Raw genomic sequence first — 23,893 nt, 5'->3', positions numbered from 1 at the left:
GGTGATCAGGTCCCGGCCCTGCAGCCGTTGAAGGCCTGGATGCCGGCCCGGGCCAGGACGGTGGCAGCAATGTCGATGGACGAGGCCAGCCCCGTGTCGACCGGGCTGTGCTGCGGGTGGGCCGGATCGTGCCAGAGGAACGGCACGCGGATGATCCCCTGGTAGTGCAGCAGCAGTTTCAGCATCAGGCCGTGATCGCCCATGTAGTCGCCGTGATCGGAGGTGAAGATCACGACCGTGTTGTCGGCCAGCCCAAGCGTTTCAAGGCGTTTGAGAACCCGGCCGATGGCGTCGTCGATCATGGTGATCATGCCGTAGGTCAGGGCGATGATGGCCCGCGCCTCGTCTTCGGTCACGGCGAAGGGGTTCTGGTTGTCCCGCGGATCGGTGCCCTTCTCCATCGCCTCTTTCATGGCCCGGATCGGCGGCAGGTCGCCCTTGCCGAACGAGGCCGGCAGCGCCACCTCGGCCGGGTCGTACATGTCCCAGTACCGCCCCGGCGGTGTGAACGGGTGATGCGGGTCCGGGAAGGACATCTGCAGGAAGAACGGCGCGTCACTTGTTGCCTGTTCCGCAAGCCACGCTTCCGACCGGTCGGCAATCCACGAGGTCGAATAAAGCTCTTCCGGCACGGCGGTGCGCCAGGCCTGCGGCGCGGTGATGCGGTTGTCGGGCAGCGCGTTTTCCGGACCGGTCAGGCGATCGAAATCCGGCGTCTGCGCCCGCGCCCACAGGAGATAGTCGCCGGAGGCCTGGTCGCCGTGATCGGCGGCGACCTCGACATGGCCGAAGCCGTAGAAATCCCCTTTCAGCCGCTCGGCCAGGGGTGTCTCCCAATTGGGGGCAACCTCGAGATCATAATCCGCCGAATGGCGGTTGTTCTTGTAGGCATCGCGCAGATGCGCCGACGGGGTGGTCAAACCGTCCCGCGCCTCGAAGCGGTTGGTGGCGGGCAGGCCGGTGAAACTCTGCAGGTGGGATTTGCCGATCAGGCCGGTGCTGTACCCGGCATCGCGCAGGAGTTCGACAAAGGTTGTGTGATCCTTCGACAGGGGAATGCCGTTGTGGCGCGCGCCATGCACCGAGCACATGCGCCCGGTCATGATCGAGGCCCGGTTGGGCATGCAGATCGGGTTGGCGACATAAAAGCGCTCCCACCGCGTGCCGCCGGCCGCGATCCCGTCGATATTGGGCGTCTTCACCATCCTGTTGCCGTAGCAGCCCAGGTGATCGGCCCGGTGCTGATCGGTGATGATGAACAGGAAGTTGGGTCTCTTGGTCATTTCGGCGCCTCGGACATCGCGGCTTTGGCCCGGCCGGCATGGATATCGAACGCGATCAGCGCAAGTCCGATGGCGATGGCGGGCAGGTGGATCATCGGATCGGTGGCAAGGCAGGCGAACGCGGCGGCAAAGCGCACCACGATCTCCGGCACGGTCAGCCGGCGGCGGTCGTAACCGGACAGAGCCGACGAGAACAGCCAGATGCAGAAGCACGTGCGGGCAACGATCCAAAGGAACGGCAACAGGCTGAACTGCTCGATGATCAGGATCGTCGGGTAGAAGGCGAAGATGAACGGAATGATGAATTTCGCCATGCCCAGCCGGAACGACATGAACGCGGTCATCAGCGGATTGGCCTGGGCGATCGGCGCTGCCGCATAGGCGGCAATCGCGACCGGCGGGGTCAGCGACGAGGCGACACCGTAGTAGAAGACGAACATGTGCGCGGTCAGCATCGAAACGCCGAGTTCCTGGATCGCCGGCCCCATCACCAGGATGATGATCAGGTAGGCGGGCAGCGTCGGCATGCCCATGCCGAGGATCAGCGCCCCGGCCATGGCGACGAGCAGCGCCGAAAACAGGCTTTCGCCGCGGATGCTGGCAATGACATTGGCCAGCTTGAGGCCGAGGCCGGTGCTGTCGAGCGAGCCCACGAGGATGCCGATGGCGGCAATCGCGATCAGCAGCGTCGCCCCGGATTCAGCGCCTTTCAGGAACGACTTCCAGAGCCGGGCCGGATCGCCGCGCACCTCCGGATTGATGACCGAGAGCACCAGCAGCACCACGACTGCGTAGAAGCCGGCGGCAGAGGTGGACAGTCCGGCGACAAGCGATCCGATGACCACCAGGATCGGCCCGATGAACAGCACCGAGTTGATCAGGTCTGTCCGGGTAATCTCGTCGTCGACGGTCATTTCCTGCACCTCGATGCCCTGGCGGCGGGCCTCGACCGTGACGGCGGCGAACAGGCTGAAATAGTAGAAGAGCGCCGGCAGCAGCGCGGCGACGATGATGTTGAGATAGCCCGCGCCGGTGAGATCGGCCATCACCAGGGCCGCGGCCCCCATGATCGGCGGCATGATCTGTCCGCCCGACGAGGCCGTTGCCTCGATCCCGGCGGCGAAGGTCGGCGAGAAGCCGCGTTTCTTGATCATCGGGATGGTGAAGGTGCCGGTGCCGACTATGTTGGCAACGGTCGAGCCGGACATGGTGCCGAACATGGACGAGGCCAGGATGGCCGCATGGGCCGGACCGCCCCTCGTGCGGCGCGTGGCGAGAAAAGCGAATTTCAACAAGGTGTCGCCCGCGCCGGTGCCTTCCAGCAGCACGCCGAAGATGATGAAGATGAAGACCGTGCTGAGCACGATGTTGGTGATCGAGCCGAACACGCCCTTGTTGGTGTTGTACCAGAGCGCCTCGGCGACCTCCTTCAGCGAAAAGCCGGAATGGGCGAGGATGCCGGGCAGGTCCTGCCCGAAGAGAAGATAGACCACGCCGAACGTGCCGACACAGAAAAGACCCCAGCCCCAAAGCCGGCGGCAGAGTTCCAGGAACACGACCAGGCCGGCAAGCGCCGGCCACGCGTCGCGATTGGTGACGTCATAAAGCGCGGTCTCCATTTCGGTCTGGACGAAGTAGAACGACCAGATCGACCAGAGCCCGGCGATGATCAGGGCGACATCGAGACCGAGATGGAGCGGCGTGGTTCCGCCCCGCCGCTTCTGCGAGACCGAGACGGCGACGATCAGGGCAAGCCCGAACCCGGCGGCGCGGTGCAGCTTGGGATCGATCAGGCCGACGCCTGAACTGTAGAGCGTGATCAGACCCAGGGCGAGGCAGCTGAGCGCCGCTGCGAAGCCGAACAGGCGGGTCGTGACGCTGGCAGAAGAAGCCGCATCGGTCATGACAAACCATCACTTATTGAAGGGATCGGAGACGCTGCCGGGTGACGGTGGCCCGCCGCCCGGCAGTCACGAAGGGTCAGGGGCGCAGGCCGTCCGGGATCGCGATGCCGGCCTCGTCATAGTAGCGCACGGCACCTGGATGCAGCGGCACGTTGACCGATGTGAAGGCGCTGTCTTTCGTCACGTCCTTGAGGAAGAACGCGGTGTTGTGCACCTCGGCAAGGTTCTCCCAGAACGCCTTGGTGGCGTTGTAGACCACGTCCTCGTCGACGCCGGCATGGGTGCCGACGAACTGGGTGAAGCCGAGCGCGGTGATCTCGCCGTCGGTCAGCTGCCCCTTGTAGACGTCGCCTTTGAATTGCAGCATGCCGCGGCCCGGCCGACCGAACAGGGCCTGCATCTCTTCGCTTTCAACCTTGTCTTCGGGGATCGACAGCACCCGGAACTCGCCGCTGAGGCCGAACCGCTCGATATTGGCCGAACCGATCTCCGCGGGGCGCACCATCATGTCGATCTTGCCGTCGGCCAGCGCCGCGTAGCCTTCACCCCAGCTCAGCCGGACGGCGGTGTAGTCCTCCCCGGCGACATAGCCGGTGATGATCTTGATCAGCGCTTCCGACGTGGCGGAGGCCGAGCCGGCGGGCGGGCCGGTGAACACGGTCTTGCCCTTGATGTCCTCCCAGCTTTCGATCCCCGAGCCTGAAAGGGTCACCGGGTGATAGGCCCCGGCCTTGAAGCCGAGAATGGCGCGGATGTTCTTGGCGAGCTCGGGTGCGCCTTCGATCTTCTCGTACATCCGCTTCTGGCCGGCCATCAGGTTGACCAGCGACGGCACGGTGGAAAAGAAATCGATGTCCCCCTTCGCGCCCTTGAGCATGGACTTGGTCAGGGTCTGACCGGCATTGACCTGGATCTCCACCCCGGACTTGCCGGCCTGGTTGGCGAACGCCACGAACATGGTGTGAACCGGGTCACCGACACCGGCGGTTTCCCCCTTGAAGATCTGCGCGGACGCGGCACCGGGCAGCGCCAGAACAAGGCTCGCGCCCAGAAGGGCCCGGCCGAGTGACTTGAAATGAAACATGCTATCCTCCCATAGACGTTTCCCGGACGTTACCAAGTCTGATTGATATGGAATAATCAAACTTTTGGGCTTATAAATACCAATCAGGCATGAAACTCGACCCCAAACACCTGGCCCAGCTCTCGGTCGTCGTCGAGGCGGGCTCCTTCCAGTCCGCCGCCAATCGCCTCGGCACAACGCAGCCTGCGCTCAGCCGCAACATGAAGGCGCTCGAGGCGCGGCTGGGCGCGCCCCTGTTTCAGCGCGAGGGGCGGCGGTCGATCCCCAACAACCTCGCCCTGCGGTTGGCCCGCAACGGGCTGGCGATCCGGCTGGCCGAGGAACAGGCGGGCATCGTTGCCGACCAGTCGGCCAAGGGCTCCGTCGGCGAGCTGCGCATCGGCGCGCCGCCGATCGTCTCGGGCCGGTTCCTGAGCAACGCCCTGACGCCCTTCATGAAGGCCAACCCCAATTGCAGCGTCGAGATCCGCACCGGTCTGGTTCATGAACTCAGGACCATGCTGGAGCGCGGACAGGTCGACCTGGTCTTCGGACCGGAGAGCCTTGCCGAACCGGTCGACGGACTGGTGTTCGAGGAACTGATCGACGACGGGGTCGGCGTCATGTGCCGCGCGGGCCATCCGCTCGCCTCGCGCAAGCGCATCATGGCCTCGGACCTGGAAGCCCAGGTCTGGCTCGCCCATTCCAGGGGAAGCCTGCTGCGCCAGCAGACCGAGGCGGCCATGATCGCCTCCGGCGTACGCTCGATGCAGATCGGCTGCGAGACGGATTCCATCCGGTCGGTTCTGGAGATCGTTTCGGAAACCGATCTGATCACGACCATGCCGAAAGCCACCACCGCCTCCTACCTGGAGGACCGCCTGGTGTTTCTGCCCTTCGACCACCCGCAGTTTCACCGCCCCCTCGGCGCGATCCGCCGCATCAACGCAAAATCCAGCCCGATCGAGGACCGGTTCCTGAAGGTGCTGAAGCAGAAGATCGCGCAGGACCAACACCGCTGAGGGAGCCCACCCTCCGGCACGGGATTGCTCCAAACCCGAAAAGACGCCTTGTCGCCTGCGTCCGGAGCGCGCGCGTCCACCGGCACCCCCGCAGGTCTTCCGCCGCCCGAAGCAGCAATCACGTTCATGACCCACCCCACCGAAAAGCATAACGTGAGTAGAACGAAAGGAAGACGTAGAATTATTACGGAATAGCAAGAATTAAACTAATGTAATAATTACGTTTTTCTATTGAAAATCGGGAAATACAAATCAAATCAGGATCACGCGACATGAGTACAAATATAAATTTACCAAAGACGGAACGGCAAGATGGATACCAACGTACAAAATACACAGACGACCAGGGAAATCGCCTGGAACCAGTTTTTTCTGGACGGCAGTCCGTCTTTTGACTTCGAAGCCGATACGGCCCCCCCGGTCACCGTGACACCGCCGATCGGGCTTGATGAGCAGGTCTGGATGGAGGAAGCGGACGCAGACAGCTCTGGCAGTCAGGACGGCACCGGCATCGACCTCCCGGACACAGATCTTTCCGACGCCGCATCCGGTTCGGTCGACCTTCCGCTGAAGAACATCGATCCGTTCCAGTCCTTCGATCCGGAGACCCTGCCGCAGGTCACCTATGAAGATGTCGAAACCGGCTTCATGTATTCCAATACCGAGAACGCCGGTCTCAGCAACATCCATGTCTATTCCGAGCAGGTGGATTCCGACAAGGGCAGTGTTTCCAACCTGCTGTTCGGCGAGCGCCGGGAAAGCTTCGTGACCACGGAGACCGATGCGAACGGCCAGGAAACTTCGATCTGGAGCTTCCGCGTTTCCCAGAACCTGCAGGGCGAGTACAGCGCCGGGGAAGGCAAGCTGCTCGACGTGACAATCTCCTATGGCGAGAACCAGCAGATCTCCGGGCCCGATTTCGAGAACTTCGAGGACTATTACTACGGCCTCAACATGGACATCATGGGTGAGGCCGATGGTTATGACATCGAGAGTTTCGCCATGACGCTCGAGGTCGAGATGGAAATGACCTGGTGCGAGACGGCCGGGGCCTATCAGGTGTCGATGAACGTGATGTTCGAATACATCGTCTTCGATGGCGAAAACGTCTATTCGGACACGGTCCTGTTCAGCGAGGAGTTCCTGACCGGCCTTGACCAGTTCAACTTCAACCTGGGCAGCGATTTCGATGCGGCCTTCGCCGAATTCGTGAACCTGATGGGAGATGCCTGGACCGATCTGGGAGAGTTCAACGACATACTTGAGGCGCTGCTCAACGAGATGCGCGAGAACGGCGAGTTCGACGGTGTCGATCACATGGACAATCCGTTCGACTATCAGGTCGATCCGTTTGCCTGAGTTCAGCATAGGCTGCCGTCATGACCCGCATCCTGCGGCGTGACGGCGGCCTGTTTCAGGCCTGCGCCGCCTTGCCTTTCAGAAAGCCCAGATCGACGATCGCGGCGAGAAAGGCGACAAAGCCCAAAATCAGGAGCGCGCCGCCGAGCGCGGTCGGGCTTGAAACAGGGATCCCGCCGATGTCTTCGTGTGTGAAGCCGATGCCGGAAGTCTGCGCGAAATTCGCCAGGATGCCCGGTGCGAAATAGGCGATGAGCCACAGGTTGAGATGCGCGCGCCCGCGATCCCTCAGACGTTTCATTGACAGCACGATGGCCGGATAGAGGAAGAGCTGCAGGAGAGCGAACCCGATCCACTGGCCCGTCTGTCCGAGGGTAAGCACAAGCCCCGTGACCACGAGGGACATCAGAACGCCGGCAATCAACAGGACCAGGAACCCGATCCAGAACCGGCCGCGCCCGATCCTTCCTTCCGCTGAAAACAGGAGGCTCATGTTGCGCGGTCCGTTACTGGGTAAACGTGAAGGTCAAGGTGCTCGTCTCACCTTCACCGATGGTCACGGACTGCGTGTGGGTCTCGCCGGTGTCCTCGTTCTTCAGCGTGACGTCGTAGATCCCCGGCGCCACGTAATTGGCGCCCCGCTGGTTGCGCCAGCCGGTCCGGCCGATCTCGCTGCCGCCCACGCCGCCGCCCTTGCCGTGAAAACCGAGTTCCATCAGCGCGTCATCCGCCAACCCCTCCGCTTCCAGAACCAGGCGGCCCTGCCCGGTGATTTCCAGTTCAAGCCGCTGGTTGCCGTCTTCGGCGGCGGGCAGCTCGACGATGTCGCGGTGGTCATGCCCCTTGAAGGTCAGCTCGACGCCGATCTCGCCGTCGCTCAGCGGGTGGACGCCGTCGGTGCCAAGCGGGTCGAACCGCTCGGCCCAGTTGATCCAGAAGATCGACCCGTCCCCGCCCCTGTCGACGCTTTCCACCTTGCCGACCTTGCTGAAATTCCATTCGACATCGGCACTGACATCCGTGCGCTCCGGCCCGAACACCGGCACGATCCTCAAGCCCTCGGGAGCCTCCCCCTGCCCGCTCTCCGTCTCGTCCCCGTTGCACCCCACCAACCCGATCGCCAGCACGACAAGAAGAAGCGGAAACCTGATGCGTTTGAACACGGGACTTGCTCCGGGTTTTGAAATGTCTGAAGGCCGGAGAAACCCGGCGGTGGGAAAAAATGAAGTTAGTCAATCTGATGTTGGTCGAAGGCCAAGCGAGCTGAGCAAAGCACAGGGGTGGCACTGCGGATAGTTATGGAAAGCCTTAGGGGGGTGGTCTTTGTCCGGGCGCATGTCGACAACCGCCTTGTCATCGCAAGGGGTGTCTCCCTCCCCGCTACCCATGATGCACAGTTGGAGCAACTCTCCGCTTTGCGCTCCCATTTCGGACATTCAAGGCTTCAAAAACGTTTTTTTTGAAAGCGGACATTCGGCGCGAATTCGATAACTGTCCAGAAAGGGCGGAATGCAACCGTAACTACATCTGAGATAATTGTCATGCCAGTGTTTTAAATGAACATCGCTGAAGCATTGGCTAAACTGTGTGGTTTTTCGCGGGCAACGGTGAGCCGGGCGTTGCAGAGTAGTTAGCTCCCAAATGCCTGCGAGCATGTTCTGAAACTGCAAGAAATTTAGTTGGCTCTAAATCAGCAAAAGATAGAAAATTCAAAAAAAATTAGCGTAGCACTTTGATTAATCATTTCAAAAATTCTAAAAGTCATATATATTTCAATACATTGAACACATTTAACTCGCATCTATAACCTCAAATTATTTTTACTTCAATTTCGTAACTCGTAAAATTCTCTGCATTTTTCTTGTAAAATGAGATTTTAATAGAAAAAAATTCTTGAAGACTTTAATAACGAGACATATATCAGGTTTCAGTTTATGGAGAATTCAGATGGCTGAAGCAACGATCAAGTTAGCTAACGGGACCACGATAACTGTTTCAGGGTCAGCGGAGGAGGTCGCTCACGTGGCCATGCTATACAGTGGCGGGTCTCAGCCGACTGCACCGTCCGCAAAAAGTGGCCAGCCCAAAGAAGATATAAAGGCTGCTGCAACCGATGGACCTAGCGACGACGTGGATCTTTCTCAGATCGCAAACACAATATTCGACTGCGAAGAAACTGAAGCATTAGAAAAGCATATTTTAGGTCATTCTGACGTTGTGAACAAAATTATGATGTGTCTCTACATCAATGAAAAATATTTCAATTCACAGCCAGCTTTGACTACTGGTGAAATCAGCAAGATATTATCGCAACTTGGGATTTCAGTTGCGACATCAAACGTTTCCCTGGCGATTTCGCGCAAGGCTAACAAATATGTAATGAAAGACAATGTCACTAAAAAGGGAGTGATTATCCGTTACTCGATAAATAGACCGGGTAAACAGTATTTCGAAGAAGTATTGAGCGGAGAGAACGTAGGACTTGCAAAAGTCAGATCGCGGAAGCAGCCTTCTAAGTTTGCTGGCGCAAATAAAACAAACCCTATAAAGAGCGCAACGCCCACACCAAAAGGAAAAAGGTCGACTGCATACAAGCCAAAATACAATGCAACGCTCGACTTACATGGATTAGACGAATTTTCAGAAACGTACAAATCGAACAACAATTCGGAACATTTGGTGGTGTTCCTTAAATTCCTCACTGATAAAGCGAGCATTGAAAGTATATCGGGAGACGACATTTATACTTGTTTCGCTGAGCGTAAGTCAAAGATCAAACTGCCAGGATCGTTTATGGATACGCTTCGGAACGCACAGAATCGTGATCATTTGATTGTCTATGAGAGAGGTTTCAGGGAAATTACGCTAACGCCAAAAGGTGAAAACCTGTTCAACCACGATATTGCAAAGCGGGAAAAGTAATTGGCTAGCCTGCAAGAACTTTTGGTTTTTTGTGAAACCGACGAAGAACTCAGTAATCGTGAGCTCGTCGAGCTTATAGTTTACTACCAGACTGTGGTTCAAAAGAATGACTATTGCGCATCTGCGGAAATCCGAAACATTTTCAACTCGATCAATCACCCAGTCCCAGGTCGTATTGCTCAGTATCTCAACGAAGGAACCAGCAAGCAGCGTCGTCAGTATGTCAAACGAGGCAAAGGCTACGCACTTCACCGTATTAATTTAGCTAAGTTGAACGAAAAGCTCTCAAGCTACACCGGTGTCGTAAAACCTGTTTCAAATGAGAGCATTTTGACGGCTAGTTCTTGCACCGGAGGACGAAGATATTTGGTCTCTTTGGTAGAACAAATCAATGGAAGCTACACCTACGGGTTCTATGATGGCGCGGCTGTATTGATGCGCAGAATGATGGAATCTCTCATTATTTCCTCTTTTGAGAAAAAGGGAAAAGAGGCTCAAATTCGTGATGCAGATGGCAATTACTTGATGTTGAAAGATTTGATCAGCCAAGCCAAAAATCCTTCCAACTTCAGACTCTCGCGCGGCATGGGCGACGTAATGGATTCGATTAAAGACTTGGGTGACACAGCAGCGCACAACAGGACTTACATAACAAAGAAGACAGATGTTGATAACGTTCAAAGCAAATTTCGGCGGTTGATAGAGGAGCTTTGTGTGTTGGCCGGCATTTCAGAGTCTTAAATGCGGTTGTAACTGCAACGCTGCCTCATGGCGAAGAGTGGGTGTGTGGTCTGCCCCCAACGAATTGGTCCGTACCATGATTTAGCAACAGAGGGACTCCATGAGGCTAATAGACGTCGAGTATAAACGGTTCAATAAAAAATACTCATGTCTAATCAATAACAGTCGTCTCCAAGATGTGACGTTTGGTAACTTGTTCGCACACTGGCAATTCAACTCTACAAAATGAGATCTGAGGGATTAGCGGATTTCGTAACACAGTTGAGATCTTTGGGCTTTACTCCAAGCTCGGCAATGGGCCGTAAATGCAGCCATATCCGGGTGCGCCAATGTCTGCATTCTCGCTCGATAATTGGGAAACCCGTCACTCTGTTTGCGGCCCCGATCCAGCCACTCGAACACGCCACGCTGGGTCTCAGCATTCCACCCAGACTTCAGGATTTCTTCACCGACAATTAGTGAGCGTTCGGCTGCGGCACCATGGTGTTGATGGACAGAACCCTCGCCGCCGCTCCCGCTCGAAAATCCACCTCCGCGTTCGCCCCTGCTATTTCCCTCACTCCGGAACCGACGGATACTTCATCCCCGCGACTTCCTGCATCAGGCGGATGACCTGGGTGCTGTAGCCGGCTTCGTTGTCGTACCAGACGTAGAGAACCAGCCGGTTGCCGTCGACGATGGTCGCCTGGCTGTCGACGACGCCGGCATGGGTCGACCCGACGAGGTCCGAGGAGACCAGTTCGGTGGAGGCCGTGTAGTCGATCTGGTCCTGCAGGGAGGATTGCACAGAGACGCCGCGCAGGTAGTCGTTCATTTCCTGATCGGTCGTCTCACGCCCGAGGTTCAGGTTCAGGATCGCCATGGAGACATTGGGAACCGGCACACGCACCGCGTTGCCGGTCAGCTTGCCCTTCATTTCCGGCAGGCACTTCGCAACCGCGCTGGCCGCACCCGTGCTCGTCAGCACCATGTTGAGCGGCGCGGCCCGGCCGCGGCGGTCGCCCTTGTGGTAGTTGTCGATCAGGTTCTGGTCGTTGGTGAAGGCATGGATGGTTTCGACATGGCCGTTCTCGATGCCGAATTCGTCGTTGATCACCTTCAGCACCGGCGTGATCGCGTTGGTGGTGCAGGAAGCCGCGCTCAGGATGGCGTCGTCCTCGGTGATGTCGCCGTGGTTCACGCCATAGACGACATTCTTGATCGATCCCTTGCCCGGCGCGGTCAGAATGACCTTGGACGCCCCCGGGCACTTCAGGTGCTGGCCGAGGCCTTCCTCGTCGCGCCAGATGCCGGTGTTGTCGACCACCAGCGCATTGTGGATGCCGTATTGGGTGTAATCCACCTCGGCGGGAGAGTTGGCGTAGATCACCTGGATGGTGTTGCCGTTGGCGATGATGGCGTTCTGCTCCTCGTCGACGGTGATCGAGCCGCTGAACGCGCCGTGGACGGAGTCCCGCCGCAGCAGGCTGGAGCGTTTCTTCAGATCCTCGCCCTTGCCGCCGCGCACGACGATCGCACGAAGACGCATCTTGTTGCCCGCGCCGACACGCTCGATCAGCATGCGCGCCAGCAGACGGCCGATCCGCCCGAAGCCGTAGAGGACAACGTCCTGCGGCTCCTGCAGGATGGTGGTTCTTCCCGTATTGATGCTGGCCAGCTGTTTCTCGACGAAGGCCGCGGCATCGCCGCCCTCTTCCATGAAACGGTGGCACAGCTTGCCGAGGTCGACGCGGGACGCGGCAAGGTCCATCTCCAGCATGGCTTTCACGATCTCAAGGCTCCTGGAGACCTCCAGCTCCTGCCCGGTGATCTGCAGCGCGTAGCGGTGCGCCTTGATGATCTCGATGGCGGAGTTGTTCAAGAGCCGGCGCCCGAAAATCCGGATGTTGATGCCGTAGTCGCGATAGAGGTGACCAACCAGCGGGATCATCTGCTCGGCGGCATATTGTTGTTCTTTCCAGTTGTCGAAGTGATGATCCGTCGTCGCCATGTCGAATGTGTTCCTCAGCGCAAATCCAGCAAGTGTTCGGCAGGCCTCAAGGGTCAGATCCCCGGCCCGCGCCCGCTGTCTAACGCCTGTTGAAAGCCGATGTCCAGTAGACGTTCGGAGCTTAATCGATTGAAATTGAAGGAAGAGTCGTCAGCTGCGTTTTGCCCACCCGCAAAGCCGTTCCGGCAAGCGCGCGGCGCTCCGCTTCAAAGCGGCGGACGCAGCTCATGCCAGTGCGTCCGGCGCTGAAAATCCATGGCAAGGTCAAGCAGGGCGGCTTCTTCAAAGTGACCGGCGACAATCTGGAGCCCGATCGGCAGACCGTCGCGGGTCTGTCCGCACGGCAGGCTGATCGCGGGGTTTCCGGTGAGATTGAAGCCGCAGGTGAACGGGATCAGCGTTCCCAGTTCCTCGGTCGGATCGAACGCGTTGAGCGGCATCGCCGGACGCGGCGTGGTCGGCGTGAGCAGAAACGAAGCACCGGCCGCGCTGAAGGCTGCAGACAGCTCTTTCCTCAGGTTCGTGCGTATCCTGACAGCGCCCCACACCTGGTCTTCGGGGATGGCCAGTCCCGTTTCAATCATGTCGGCGACAGCGGGTGTGAACCTGCCCCGGCGTTGCGCGACGGCTCGCGCATTGGCGCATGACAGTTCGGCGGCAAAGAGCGTGACGATCGCGTCAACCGCCATCGGCAGCGTCGGCAGCTCGATCTCGACAATATCGGCACCAGCCTGGCGAAAGACATCGCAGGACTGTGCGAAAGCGGTTTCGATGTCCGGATCAAGTGGTGTGACATCAGTGAGGGCGGCACGTGTTTCCTTGCCGAGAACCGCGAGGCGGCCCGTGGTCTGCTGTGCGTCTTCGCGATCAGCGCACGCTTGCAGCGTTGCCTTGTCCCAGGGATCGGGACGCGCCAGGATCGGAAGGATCCGGGCGATCTCCGCAGCCGATCTTGCAATGATCCCGACGTGATCGATCGACGGGGCCGACGCCTCGCGCATCACGCCCCTTGAACTGACAAGCGCCCAGGTCGGCTTGAGACCGGTTGTTCCGGTCATGGCCGCCGGAATGCGCACGGACCCGGCCGCATCCGTGCCTAGGGCAAAGCGCGCCGACCCCACGGCGACCGAGACGCCGGCACCGGCACTCGATCCGCCGGGATAGCACTCAAGGTTCCACGGATTGCGCGTCGGCGGCTGATCCAGACCGCAGGTCAGCTCATGCGCGATCTGCGTACCGACAAGCGTGCTACCGGCAGCGCGAAGCCTGGCCACCACAGTGGCGTCCTGCGCCGGGACGCGGTCTTCGTAGGCGTGCGAGCCTCCCGCAGTCGCCACGCCCGCAACGTCAAACACCTCCTTCACCGCGAAGGGCCAGCCGGAAATCGGTGAAGCGGGCGCGTTCAAACCGACATTGTCGGCGTCAGATCGTGCCTGTTGAGGCAACAGGTGCCTGTAGGCATGGACCCTGTCTTCGGTCCGCGCGGCCGCGTCGAGAGCCTGCGCCAACTGCTTGTTGGGTGTTTCGGACATCGCGCTTCCCCGTCTATCGCCGACCCGGCCTGTCGATTAGGGTCAGGTCACTAGATTAAACCGGGATTGCTCGTTGAAAAAAGGACCAGGTGATGGTCAGCCTTGTTGTTTTGGTGAATGTCGCGAATGTGATTTATCTCTTGTCCTACTCGGTCCGGGACATCTTCTGGCTGCGAATTCTGACTGTGCTCGGGATTTCATGCCTGATGCCCTACTACTATTTTCAAAGCTCACCGCTCTGGACGCCCATTGGATGGAATACGTTTTTTCTCTGTATCAACCTTTACTGGATTGCACGCCTTTTGGCAGAGAGGCGTCCGGCTCCCTTTACCGAGGAAGAACGGCGTCTCTACGCGATCGCGTTGCCGAACCTGTCCGAGCGCGACGCCTTCAACTTCCTGCGCATGGCAGAGCGAAAGACCATTCCTGCGGGCACCGTTCTGGTGAGCCAGGGTGATCCGGTCAGCGAACTGTCCCTCATTGTCGATGGTGAGGTCTCGGTCGAGGAAGACACCAGGCAGGTCGACAGCCTCGGCGAAGGCAGTTTTGTCGGCGCAATCGCGCTCCTCAGCCAGAAGAGTGGATTCCATGCGCCTGTCACGGTTCGTACCGCGGCCCCCACGACCCTGCTCACCTGGAGCTTTACGGAGCTGACCTCCGCGTTTTCGCGCAGTTCCGATTTGCAGGTCGCGATAGAGGCAAGCCTCGGCATGGAAGTGTCCAGGTGGCTGCAGACAACCCGGCAGATGCTGTTGCGCGCGTAAGGTCAGGATACCCCGCCAGGGCCGCCGCTCAAGATCGCCGCAACGAAGGTGAGCCGCGAGCCCAACAACACAAGCGGCAGGATCACGGATAGGCGCGCTCCAGGGTCTGACGCGCCCTCCGAACGATTTCGGCATCCGGCAGGGCGGCGAGGTCCCGGGCAGGCCCAGCGCCGTTGAAGGCGACGATCACCGGCTCGCCGGTATAGAAATACAGGTTCAACCACTGATTGAACTGGCCTTCGGGCAGGCCGTTTTCCGGTGTCGCGATCCATGTGACATCGGCATCCCAGAAGACGTCGTCATAGCGCAGGTAAACCTTGTCGAGCGTGCCCATTCCAAGCCTTGCAATCGCCGCCTGTTTCCAGCGCGGCAAGGGAGGCGAAAAGGTGATGCCCCCCTGTTTCAGAACACCCAGCGGCACCGTCAGGATGACCGCATCGAACGTGGCCTCCCGGCCTGCACTGTCGCGCAGACGGACACCGTCTTGGTCGACATCGACACGTGTCACGACATGCCCGAATCTTATGTCCAGGCCGGCGGTGAGCCCGCCCAGAAGCTGGTCATACCCTCCGGGCAGGATCACCTCTTCGCCATCATAATCCGCATCCACCCGGTAGGCCGCGCCGTTCACGTCTTCAGCATCTGCGGCCAGGGAGTGTTGCACCTCCAGGACATTTTCCAGCCAGGCCGGTGCATCCGCATCGGAGATCTCCCGGCCGTCGTCGCCACGAATGACATAGGTTTCGTCGGTGGCGCGCATGTCGAGGTCCTTCGTGCCGGCAAGGTCCGTGAGCGGATTGCCGTCGGTGCCGTGGATCCAGCTGGCCCCGAGATCAAGCGGCATCCCCAGGCTGCGATCCGTCAGGATCCGTCCGCCGGTGCGGCGGCGCGCCTCCAGAACGGTGACCTCATAGCCTTCCCCGGTCAGCCGGTTCGCCGCCGCAAGACCGCTGACGCCGGCACCGACCACCGCCACCGCCTCGGCCTCCACGTTGTCAGAGATGGCCTCGGCAGCCATCAGCCCGGACTCGTAGGCCGCGTGAACCGTGCTGTTGTAATCCGGATGTGCCGCCTCGCCTGCAAAGAAGAGCCGGTCACCGACAGGTTTTCCGAGGACCGCATGGTCGCGCCGCCGCGCGCCCTTGGCGACATAGGAATAGGATCCGAAACTGTAGGGATCGCGGCTCCAGTTCGTGCTGAGATATCCCGTCGGCGCCCGTCTGCCCTCCGCCGAAACGGACAGCGGGACGAAGCCGGCAGCCATGGCCGAGACTGCGGTTTTCAGGAAGGTTCTGCGTTTCATGGTCGGCCTGTTTTTGCGCGGATGCGGCTTTAGGACGGCAGCAACACGCGCCTGCCCCTGAACGGTCACAGCGCGCTCCTGATCCCGTCAACGATACCGGTGCACCTCGCAATTTGCGAGCTTGCGGCCGATGATTTCGTGGAACGCGTTGCCGTGGCCGACGATCAGCAGCGGTCTTTCCGAAATGGCGTCCAGATCGCGAACGAACTGCGCGATCCGTGCCTTGAAGACATGGTCCGGCTCCACGCTGATGCCGCCGGTTCCGTCGCTGTGCCACCATTCATCGGCGAGATGTCCGAACTCCAGTTCGGGAAAGTCGTTGCTCAGCGCCTTCGGCGGCCTGCCGACATCACAGCTATGCAGCAACAATTCGTGGTGGCCGTCCCTCACGTCCATCGAAATCCCGTCCGGGAACAGCAACTGCGCTGTCTGGATCGCCCGTGTCAGCGGAGAGGTGATGACGTGCCGGATCCCGAGATCGATGATCTCCTCGCGGGCTTTCAGGGCCTGTTGACGGCCGAGATCCGTGAGCGGCGCGTCGAAGATCATCGGATCGCTGTCACCTGTTTTGAAGACGGCGTTGAATTCCGACTGGCCATGTCGCACGAAATAGATCGGCATAAGCTTTCCTCTGCAAGACGATGGCCGTTGCGGCGTGTTTCATGGGTCTCTGACAGGCGGCTCACGCCGCGCACCAAATCTCGGCGCAACAGACGTGACCCTGTCCAAACGGATCGCTTCAGCTCGCGTCCGGGGGCAGAAGCACCGGGCCGGATCTGGCAAAGGACAGGTTCAGTTCCGTCCCGACCACAAGCGTGTCATCGACATTGTCCTGAACGGCGAACACCTGTCCGAACGCCCCTTCGAGCGTATACTCCATCCGCACACCGACATAGGTCGCCTTGGCAACCCGGGCCGGCATTCCCTCTTTCTCACCGAGCACGAGCCGGGACGGACGCACGGCAATGGTGGCGTTCCCTTTGGCGAGGCCGCGCGATGCCAGCGTGTAGCGATAACCGCTGATGTCGACCGTCGCCGTGTCTGCCGCGACATCCACGATGTCGCACGGGATCAGGTTCGCCTCGCCGATGAAATCCGCAACGAAGGCATCGACCGGCTGATCGTAGAGCTCGCGCGGCGTGCCGATCTGCGCGATCGACGCATTGCGCATGACGACGATCTGATCGGAGACCGCAAGCGCTTCTTCCTGATCATGGGTGACGTAGACGACCGTCAACCCCAGATCCTGCTGGATTGCGCGGATGTCCTCGCGCACCTGCCGGCGCAGCTTGGCATCCAGATTGGACAGGGGCTCATCGAACAACAGCACCTGCGGCTCAAGCACCAGGGCTCTTGCCACCGCGACGCGCTGCTGCTGGCCGCCGGACAGTTCGCTCGGCAGGCGGGCTCCGAATCCCTTGAGCCCCACAAGATCCAGCCCCTCATGTGCCCGCGCGCGCGCAGCCGTTTTGTCGAAACCGGAAAAGGTCAATCCGTACATGACGTTCTCCAGAACGCTCATATGCGGAAACAGCGCGTAGGACTGGAACACCATGGACACGTCGCGATCGGTTGCCGGTAGCTTCGTGACATCCGTATCCCCGATCAGGATGCGCCCGGAACTGGCCATCTCCAGTCCGGCGATCATGCGCAGCGTCGTCGTCTTGCCGCAGCCGGATGGCCCGAGCAGCGTGACGAGCTTGCCCGCCTCGATGTTCAGGTCGATATTGTCGACCGCCGTCACATCCTTCCCGAAAAGCTTCGAGACCCCATCGAACCGGACCGGCGCGGCTTTGCTGCGAATGTGTGCATCGCTCATGACGCTTCCTTCATTTCGATGTGTTTGCGGCGGCCGATCTGCACTCGTCCGACGAGAAGCTGCAGCAGTCCGACAGCCGCCAGCATGACGAAGATCAGGGTCGTGGAATAGGCAATGGCAAGGCCGTAGTCGTTGTTTTCGACCCGGCCGATAATGTAGCTGGTCGCCATGTCATATTCCGCGGACACCAGGAATATGACCGCTGATATCGCCGTCATCGCCCGCACGAAACTGTAGACCAGGGCTGCCAGGATCGCGGGGCGCAACAGCGGCAGGATCACCCGTCTGAAGGTTTGCCAGGAGTTGGCACCGAGGGTCAGCGAGCTTTCATCGAGCGATTTGTCGATCTGCGACATGCTGGCGATGCCCGCGCGCACCCCCACGGGCATGTTTCTGAAGATGAAACTGACGACAAGGATGATGCCCGTGCCGGTGATTTCGATCGGCGGCACGTTGAAGGCCAGAATGTAGCTGACCCCGATCACCGTGCCGGGAATGGCAAAGGACAGCATCGTTCCGAATTCGAACGCGTTCTTGCCGGCAAAGCTCTGCCGGGTCAGCAGGTAGGCGGTCACCAGACCGACGGCGGCGGTCAGCGGCGCCGCGATGGCCGCGATCGTGATCGTCGTCCAGAAACTGTCCCATGCCGCGCCTGTCCAGCGGATGCCTTCTGCCTCGAACCGAACGGAAAAGGCGGTCACGTAGTGCTTGAAGGTCAGGCTGTTGTTGACACCCCAGAGTTCGACAATGCTGCCGTAGATGATCATCACGTAAACGACGGCGGTGAAGAAGGCCCAGACCAGGGCGATGGCCAGAACCGGGAGGGCAAGGCCTTGCGGCATCAGCGGATGAACACCGGCGTCCCCCTTGCCGGACACCGTCGTGTAGCTTTTCTTTCCAAGCCACGCACGCTGCGCGTAAAAGGCCGAAAGGGTGAAGAAGAGCAGCACCATCGCCAGGACGGCGGCCCGGCCCTGATCGTATTGCGCTCCGACAATCGCGAAGAAAATCTCGGTCGACAGCACGTCGAAGTTCCCGCCCAGAACCAGCGGATTACCGAAATCGGCCATGCTCTCGATGAAGCCGAGCAGAAACGCATTGGCAAGCCCCGGCCGCATCAATGGCAGGGAGACGGTTTTGAACGTTTGCCAGCGGCTGGCGCGAAGCGTCTGGGCGGCTTCCTCCATCGACGGCGAGACACCCTCGACGACACCGATGAGCACCAGGAAGGCGATCGGGGTGAAGGCGAGTGTCTGCGCGATCAGGACGCCCGGCAGCCCATAGAGCCAGCGTGTCGGCTGCACACCGAACAGATCCGCGATGAACACCGTCACCGTGCCGGACAGACCGAACAGCAGAATGAGCGCAAGACCGATCACGAAGGGCGGCGTGATGATCGGCAACACCGTCATCGCGCGGATCAGGCGCTTGTAACGGAACCCCGAGCGCGTGACGACAAGCGCGAAAGCCAGTCCCAGCAGTGTGGTGATCAGCCCGACAAGAACAGCCAGGAACAGCGAGTTCCACGCAGCGCCGCAGCGCGCACCGGCCAGGCAGCCCAATCCCCAGATCCGGTCGTCGAAGAACTTGTCGAAAAAGACAAGGATCGAATAGCTGCCATCATCGGTGACGAAAGCCGCGAACAGCATCTTGGCGATGGGAAAGAAAACGAAGGCCGTGACGATCACGATCACGCCGCCGATCGCACTGACGACAAACACATCGCCATTGACCGCCCCGCGTGCCGCGATGCCCTGCGTCAGCAGGAACAGGAAGGCGGACGCACAGATCATGGCGCCGTAACCCATGCCGAACTGGCGGTCATCCAGCGGGCCGAATACCGTATTCATCCAGTCGAAATTGTACCCGCGAATGCCGATGGAAAAACCCTGCACGATCATCCACGCGAACCCGAGCGCACCGGCAATGACCAGCAACCGCGCATAGGCGGGGTCCGACTTGGAATGTCTCAAGGCAAGAAGCGGCAGTGCCAGCGGCAGCAGCAATGGCGCAAGCCAGAGCTTTTCCCCCTGGGCGATCAGGAAAGCGGCGGGCGCGTAGTCTTCATCGAAAGGATAACCGTCGACCAGCCACTCGAACGACCAGAAGCCGTCCTCGATGCCGTACCAGGGCAGAAGGCCGAACCCGGCCCACCCGGCAATGATCCAGAAGATCAGGACCGGGGGGGTGGTGCTTTTCGCGGACAAGGTCACTTACTGCGGCAGCGTCGAGACCTCTTCGTCCCACTTCTGCAGCAGGCGCTTGCGCTCGTCGGACGACCCGTACTTCTTGAAGTCATAGTCGATCAGCTTGATCTGGCTCATGTCCGGCGCGCTCTCGGAGGTCTGTGCCCCCTTGTTGGACGGCACCTGGAATGCATTGACTTCCAGCGCAAGGTTCTGGGCATCGGCACTGAGCGCCCAATCGTAGAATTTCTTGGCTTCGTCCATGTTGCGGGCGCCGTCGATGATCGACATGGAGCCGATTTCGTAGCCGGTGCCTTCGCAAGGCGCGACCACCTTGACCGGGAACCCGGACACCGCCTGCTTGACCGCATCATGCATGAAGACGATGCCGATCGTGTTTTCCCCCCGGCCGGCGGCCTTGATCGGCGCGGATCCCGACTTGGTGTACTGGTTGATGTTCGCGTGCAGGCCCTTCATGAAATCGAAGCCTTCGTCTTCGCCGAAGATCTGCACCATTGACGCCAGCGTGGTGTAGGCCGTGCCCGAGGAATTCGGGTTCGCCATCTGGACATGCCCCTTGTATTCGGGCTTCAGGAGATCCTTCCAGCAAGCCGGCTCGGGCAGGCTGTTTGCGGCCAGAAGGTCGCTGTTATAGCCATAACCGAGCGCACCGGAATAAATGCCGATCGTGCGATTTCCGGCACTTTCAGCCTGGCTGATTGCCCAGTCGTGCAACTGGTCGCGCATGGGCGAAACATACTCGGCCGTAAGGCCTTCTTCTGCGGCCTGAAGATGCGGATCGCCGGTGCCGCCCCACCAGACGTCTCCCTTCGGATTGGAGGACTCGGCACGAATTTGCGCGAAGGTTTCACCCGACGATTTGCGGGTCATGTTGACGTCAATGCCGGTCGCATCTTCGAAACTGCGGGCCATCAACTGGCACCAGTCTTCCTGCGCGCTGCAATAGAGCGTGAGCTTGTCTGCCTGAGCCATCGAAACACTGGCCGCGAGTGCGACAAGGGACCCCGCGAGAGCGGTAACGGTTCTTTTCATATCTGTTCCTCCCTGAACAATGATGTCTGGCCGTTTCGGCCTGTCTTTTGTTGGACCCCTAGGAAATCTGGCGAAGCTTCCCGGGGATCAGGTTCGCACCGCGACTGCCCGCTATGTCGAGCAGCAAGGTGCTGAGTTCTGGTTCCGAAACCAGTTTTGCGGCCTTCTTGGCCGAGAACCATCGGCGCGTTCGTTCGCCGCGTTCCCTCCAGTTCTTTTTCAGTTTCTCGACAACCAGCGGATAAACATGCACCTCGCACCGGCAACTCTCGCCGCGCGGCAACATCTTTACGTAGTGGTAGGTTCCGATTGGTTTCGCATGAATTCTGCCGAGAGCCCCTGCCTCCTCGCAGGCCTCGATGCTTGCGGTCTCCCAAGGCTTTTTGCCTTTCATCAGCCAGCCTTTTGGAATGACCCACCGCCGTGTCTCGCGCGATGTGATCATCAGGACGCGGGGTTTACCGGAATTCCAACGCAACGGAAGCGCAGCTGTCTGCGGAATGACAAGTTCGGCAATGTTGGACATCAATTATAATTACCTTGTTATATCGGAGATTATCAGCACCACCCCACGGAAAATGCAACAAATTTTGTCCAAATTATTGAGAAAATTACCTAATTTTTGTTAGGAGGCGAAAGGGCTGGATTTCAAGATCGAGTGCGTAGCCGGTTAGGCGCACTGGACCCGTGAAAAGCAAAGGGAGACCGCAGCAGTTGCTGGCAGGAAGCGCCGCCTTTCACGCACTGCAGTTACCGGGCAAGCCGGTCGAAGAAAAATTGCCACGGCGATTGTCAGACTGATTTGACGAACGGGATCCTCGTGAAACCGTAGCCTAAAGATCCACCACCACACCGCTTTCTTCCGCCGCGCGGGACTGGCACAGGATGACCGCGTCTTCGCGCTGTTTTTTCGACAGCACGAATTCCTGGTGTTCGACCTTTCCCGAGACAAGGCCGCATTTGCAGACGCCGCAGATGCCGCCGGAGCACTTTGTGTCGATGGCAATGCCGGTTTCGGCGAGGACATCGGTGGCCGTTCGAAGCTTAGTCGTTTGAAATTGCAGGAAGAGTCCCGAGCCGCTTTTGGCCGCCGGCTCGGGCACGTCTGCGGCTGTTCCGCTGGCCGGTGATCAACACAAAAAAACGTGGCCAGGCCGTCAAAGCTATGCGGCCACGCAGTTCGCTCGGGTTACCGGTCTTTCGGCGGTGCCGGGTATTTCACCCCTGCGAAAACCGTCCCCCAAATCTCGATGTCGCGGATGGTTTCCGGTGCCACTTCGAGCGGGTTTTCTTCCAGCACCGCAAAGTCGGCATGCTTGCCCGGCTCGATACTGCCGATCCGGTCGTCCATTTCCAGAACATAGGCGGCGTCGATGGTCACCATCCGCAGTGCCTGCTCGGCGCTCACCCGTTCCGCAGGGGCCAGTACCTCACCGGATTGACCGAAACGGTTGACGGCCATCCACATCAGAGAGAGCGGTTCTGCCGGCGCGACGGGGAGATCCGAGTGAATTGTCGCTGGCACGCCATTGGCGACAAGCGTGCCGAGCCGCGCAGCCTGTGCCGCCCGGTTCGTGCCGATATACTCCGCGTTCAATTCGCCGCGCAGATAGACATAGCTGGGATTGACACTGGCGACAGCGCCCAGTGCCTTCATCTTCCTGATCTGGTCAAGCGACGACAGGCCGAAATGCTCGAACACGAAACGATGGTCAAAACGCGGCTTGATCTCCTGCAGCTCTGCCAAGGCATCAATAACGGCATCCTGCGACGCGTCCCCGTTCGAGTGTATGTGAATTCGATAACCGGCCTCCCACCAGGGTCGCATGGCATCAGCCATGTCGACCGGTTGGGTGTTCCAGATGGCCCTCAGTGCAGGATCGAAATAGCCCGGCTCGCGAAGGGCCATGGCGAGGCCGAGAAAGGCATCATCGGCGAAGAACTTGATGCCCGAGAAGATGACCTTGTCGGTATTGTCGTCCGCAAGCTTGGATACGGCTTCAACAGCGCCCTCGCCGTGCAGGCGCGTGAACGTTGAGGCATCTGCCACAATCACGATCCGAAGGGGTGTTTCAGGAGCATTGAAATAGGAGTTGAAGAATTGCTGCTCGAATTCGGGATTTACCGTTCCATATGCCAGTTCAGTCGTCGTGGTGATCCCTGCCTGCCGGTTCAACGCAATCACCTGCTCGATGGCCGGGGCCATGTCGGCGGTGGCCTTTTCAATCTCCGGGACCAGCGCAAAAACCGCTGCGTCCACGGCAAGGAACTGTCCGTTCGGTTGCCCGTCCGGACCAAGTTCGATACCCGGTATTCTTTCGGCGTCCGCAGCGGTCACCCCGATCTGCTCCAGGTAGGGCGTGTTGGCATAGGCAAAATGGACCGAAGCGTCCCAGATGATGATCGGGCGTGTGGTCGAGATCGCATCGAGGTCGGACTTGTCAAGATGTCCGCCCATCGCGATTGAATCGTAACCCCAGGTAAAGATTGTCTCCGTCGAGCCAGGATCGTCCGCCACCGCGTCGCGCAACCGGTCCAGCGCTTCTTCCTTGGACGCGACACCCGCAATCTCGGTCCCGAAGGGGTTCGGTGTTGAATAGTAAGCGACAAGGGGCCGATTGGTGATCGTGTTTGCGGCAAGGATGGGATGTTCGTGAGAGGCGATCAGCCCCGGTACCAGAATCTTGTTCTCAAAAGTCCGGTCAACGACATGAGGAAACCGATCGATCAGCCCCTGCAGGTCTTCAAGCTCGCCGACGGCAGCGATCCGTCCGTCCTTCACGGCAACAGCGGTCGCTTCCGGTAGCCCCGGGTCCATGGTGATGATCTTTTCGGCGATATAGACCGTGAGCGTTTCGTCTTGCGCCCAACCCGGCAAACCTGGCAGCAGGAAGGCGGTCAAAAAAACCTGAAAAATCCGAAAGCAGTTTGAACAGCGCATCGTCACCCTCC

20 protein-coding genes are annotated in these 23,893 nt (G+C 59.6%); 5 read left to right on the top strand and 15 right to left on the bottom strand.

The features are described from left to right. Positions 1 to 5: 5 nt before the first annotated feature. From ACO08A_RS16465 to ACO08A_RS16455, 3 genes are all read right to left on the bottom strand, one after another. Positions 6 to 1,283 (bottom strand): sulfatase, encoded by a 1,278-nt coding sequence (locus ACO08A_RS16465; protein WP_422037074.1) that lies wholly within the window; start codon positions 1,281 to 1,283, stop codon positions 6 to 8. Then, on the bottom strand, positions 1,280 to 3,187 hold the full coding sequence (locus ACO08A_RS16460; RefSeq protein ID WP_422037073.1) for a TRAP transporter permease: 1,908 nt from the start codon (positions 3,185 to 3,187) through the stop codon (positions 1,280 to 1,282). Before ACO08A_RS16460 ends, ACO08A_RS16465 begins: the two co-directional genes overlap by 4 nt. 76 nt (positions 3,188 to 3,263) lie before the next feature. Further along, complete coding sequence (locus tag ACO08A_RS16455; RefSeq protein ID WP_422037072.1) at positions 3,264 to 4,271, bottom strand: TAXI family TRAP transporter solute-binding subunit; 1,008 nt, start codon at positions 4,269 to 4,271, stop codon at positions 3,264 to 3,266. 89 nt (positions 4,272 to 4,360) lie between these two features. On the opposite strand from ACO08A_RS16455, the gene ACO08A_RS16450 reads away from it, so the two are divergent. Both ACO08A_RS16450 and ACO08A_RS16445 read left to right on the top strand, forming a co-directional pair. Next, entirely contained in the window at positions 4,361 to 5,272 is a 912-nt protein-coding gene (locus ACO08A_RS16450) for a LysR family transcriptional regulator (RefSeq protein ID WP_422037071.1), read from the top strand. 312 nt (positions 5,273 to 5,584) lie between these two features. Then, a complete protein-coding gene (locus tag ACO08A_RS16445; protein WP_422037070.1) occupies positions 5,585 to 6,631 on the top strand; it encodes a hypothetical protein in 1,047 nt (348 codons plus the stop codon). Between the two features lie 55 nt (positions 6,632 to 6,686). On the opposite strand, the gene ACO08A_RS16440 is transcribed toward ACO08A_RS16445, so the two are convergent. Together ACO08A_RS16440 and ACO08A_RS16435 are read right to left on the bottom strand one after the other, a co-directional pair. Next, entirely contained in the window at positions 6,687 to 7,124 is a 438-nt protein-coding gene (locus ACO08A_RS16440) for a DUF805 domain-containing protein (protein WP_422037069.1), read from the bottom strand. Positions 7,125 to 7,137: 13 nt separating this feature from the next. Beyond that, on the bottom strand, positions 7,138 to 7,794 hold the full coding sequence (locus tag ACO08A_RS16435) for a hypothetical protein (RefSeq protein WP_422037068.1): 657 nt from the start codon (positions 7,792 to 7,794) through the stop codon (positions 7,138 to 7,140). A 784-nt stretch (positions 7,795 to 8,578) separates the two neighbouring features. On the opposite strand from ACO08A_RS16435, the gene ACO08A_RS16430 reads away from it, so the two are divergent. Both ACO08A_RS16430 and ACO08A_RS16425 read left to right on the top strand, forming a co-directional pair. Then, positions 8,579 to 9,553, top strand: a complete 975-nt coding sequence (locus tag ACO08A_RS16430; RefSeq protein WP_422037067.1) for a hypothetical protein — start codon at positions 8,579 to 8,581, stop codon at positions 9,551 to 9,553. Continuing rightward, positions 9,554 to 10,294, top strand: coding sequence for a hypothetical protein (locus ACO08A_RS16425; RefSeq protein WP_319383792.1), 741 nt, complete (start codon positions 9,554 to 9,556; stop codon positions 10,292 to 10,294). A gap of 556 nt (positions 10,295 to 10,850) precedes the next feature. On the opposite strand, the gene ACO08A_RS16420 is transcribed toward ACO08A_RS16425, so the two are convergent. Both ACO08A_RS16420 and ACO08A_RS16415 read right to left on the bottom strand, forming a co-directional pair. Then, complete coding sequence (locus ACO08A_RS16420) at positions 10,851 to 12,284, bottom strand: glyceraldehyde-3-phosphate dehydrogenase (protein ID WP_422037066.1); 1,434 nt, start codon at positions 12,282 to 12,284, stop codon at positions 10,851 to 10,853. Positions 12,285 to 12,490: 206 nt separating this feature from the next. Further along, on the bottom strand, positions 12,491 to 13,816 hold the full coding sequence (locus ACO08A_RS16415) for an amidase (RefSeq protein WP_422037065.1): 1,326 nt from the start codon (positions 13,814 to 13,816) through the stop codon (positions 12,491 to 12,493). A 92-nt stretch (positions 13,817 to 13,908) separates the two neighbouring features. Here ACO08A_RS16415 and ACO08A_RS16410 point away from each other — a divergent pair, with 92 nt between their 5' ends. After that, the gene (locus tag ACO08A_RS16410; RefSeq protein ID WP_422037064.1) at positions 13,909 to 14,580 is read left to right on the top strand and encodes a Crp/Fnr family transcriptional regulator; all 672 of its coding nucleotides are present in this window, start codon (positions 13,909 to 13,911) and stop codon (positions 14,578 to 14,580) included. 82 nt (positions 14,581 to 14,662) lie between these two features. Here the strand turns inward: ACO08A_RS16410 and ACO08A_RS16405 are convergent, their stop codons facing one another. The 8 genes from ACO08A_RS16405 to ACO08A_RS16370 all read right to left on the bottom strand — a co-directional run bounded on the left by ACO08A_RS16405 (position 14,663) and on the right by ACO08A_RS16370 (position 23,843). Next, positions 14,663 to 15,883 (bottom strand): FAD-dependent oxidoreductase, encoded by a 1,221-nt coding sequence (locus ACO08A_RS16405; RefSeq protein WP_422037063.1) that lies wholly within the window; start codon positions 15,881 to 15,883, stop codon positions 14,663 to 14,665. Between the two features lie 87 nt (positions 15,884 to 15,970). Further along, a complete protein-coding gene (locus ACO08A_RS16400; protein ID WP_422037062.1) occupies positions 15,971 to 16,504 on the bottom strand; it encodes a histidine phosphatase family protein in 534 nt (177 codons plus the stop codon). Between the two features lie 118 nt (positions 16,505 to 16,622). Further along, on the bottom strand, positions 16,623 to 17,702 hold the full coding sequence (locus ACO08A_RS16395) for an ABC transporter ATP-binding protein (RefSeq protein ID WP_422037061.1): 1,080 nt from the start codon (positions 17,700 to 17,702) through the stop codon (positions 16,623 to 16,625). Beyond that, positions 17,699 to 19,909 (bottom strand): ABC transporter permease, encoded by a 2,211-nt coding sequence (locus ACO08A_RS16390; protein WP_422037060.1) that lies wholly within the window; start codon positions 19,907 to 19,909, stop codon positions 17,699 to 17,701. The genes ACO08A_RS16395 and ACO08A_RS16390 overlap by 4 nt, the downstream gene beginning before the upstream one ends. Positions 19,910 to 19,915: 6 nt before the next feature. After that, on the bottom strand, positions 19,916 to 20,941 hold the full coding sequence (locus tag ACO08A_RS16385) for an ABC transporter substrate-binding protein (RefSeq protein ID WP_422037059.1): 1,026 nt from the start codon (positions 20,939 to 20,941) through the stop codon (positions 19,916 to 19,918). A gap of 58 nt (positions 20,942 to 20,999) precedes the next feature. After that, positions 21,000 to 21,467 (bottom strand): NUDIX hydrolase, encoded by a 468-nt coding sequence (locus ACO08A_RS16380; RefSeq protein WP_422037058.1) that lies wholly within the window; start codon positions 21,465 to 21,467, stop codon positions 21,000 to 21,002. Positions 21,468 to 21,774: 307 nt separating this feature from the next. Beyond that, complete coding sequence (locus tag ACO08A_RS16375) at positions 21,775 to 22,044, bottom strand: 2Fe-2S iron-sulfur cluster-binding protein (protein ID WP_422037057.1); 270 nt, start codon at positions 22,042 to 22,044, stop codon at positions 21,775 to 21,777. 86 nt (positions 22,045 to 22,130) lie between these two features. After that, entirely contained in the window at positions 22,131 to 23,843 is a 1,713-nt protein-coding gene (locus ACO08A_RS16370; RefSeq protein WP_422037056.1) for an amidohydrolase, read from the bottom strand. Between the last annotated feature and the right edge of the window lie 50 nt (positions 23,844 to 23,893).

Source organism: Roseibium sp. (genome assembly GCF_965232425.1).
Classification (GTDB): Bacteria; Pseudomonadota; Alphaproteobacteria; order Rhizobiales; family Stappiaceae; genus Roseibium.
This window is presented reverse-complemented; position numbering and strand designations above follow the sequence as displayed.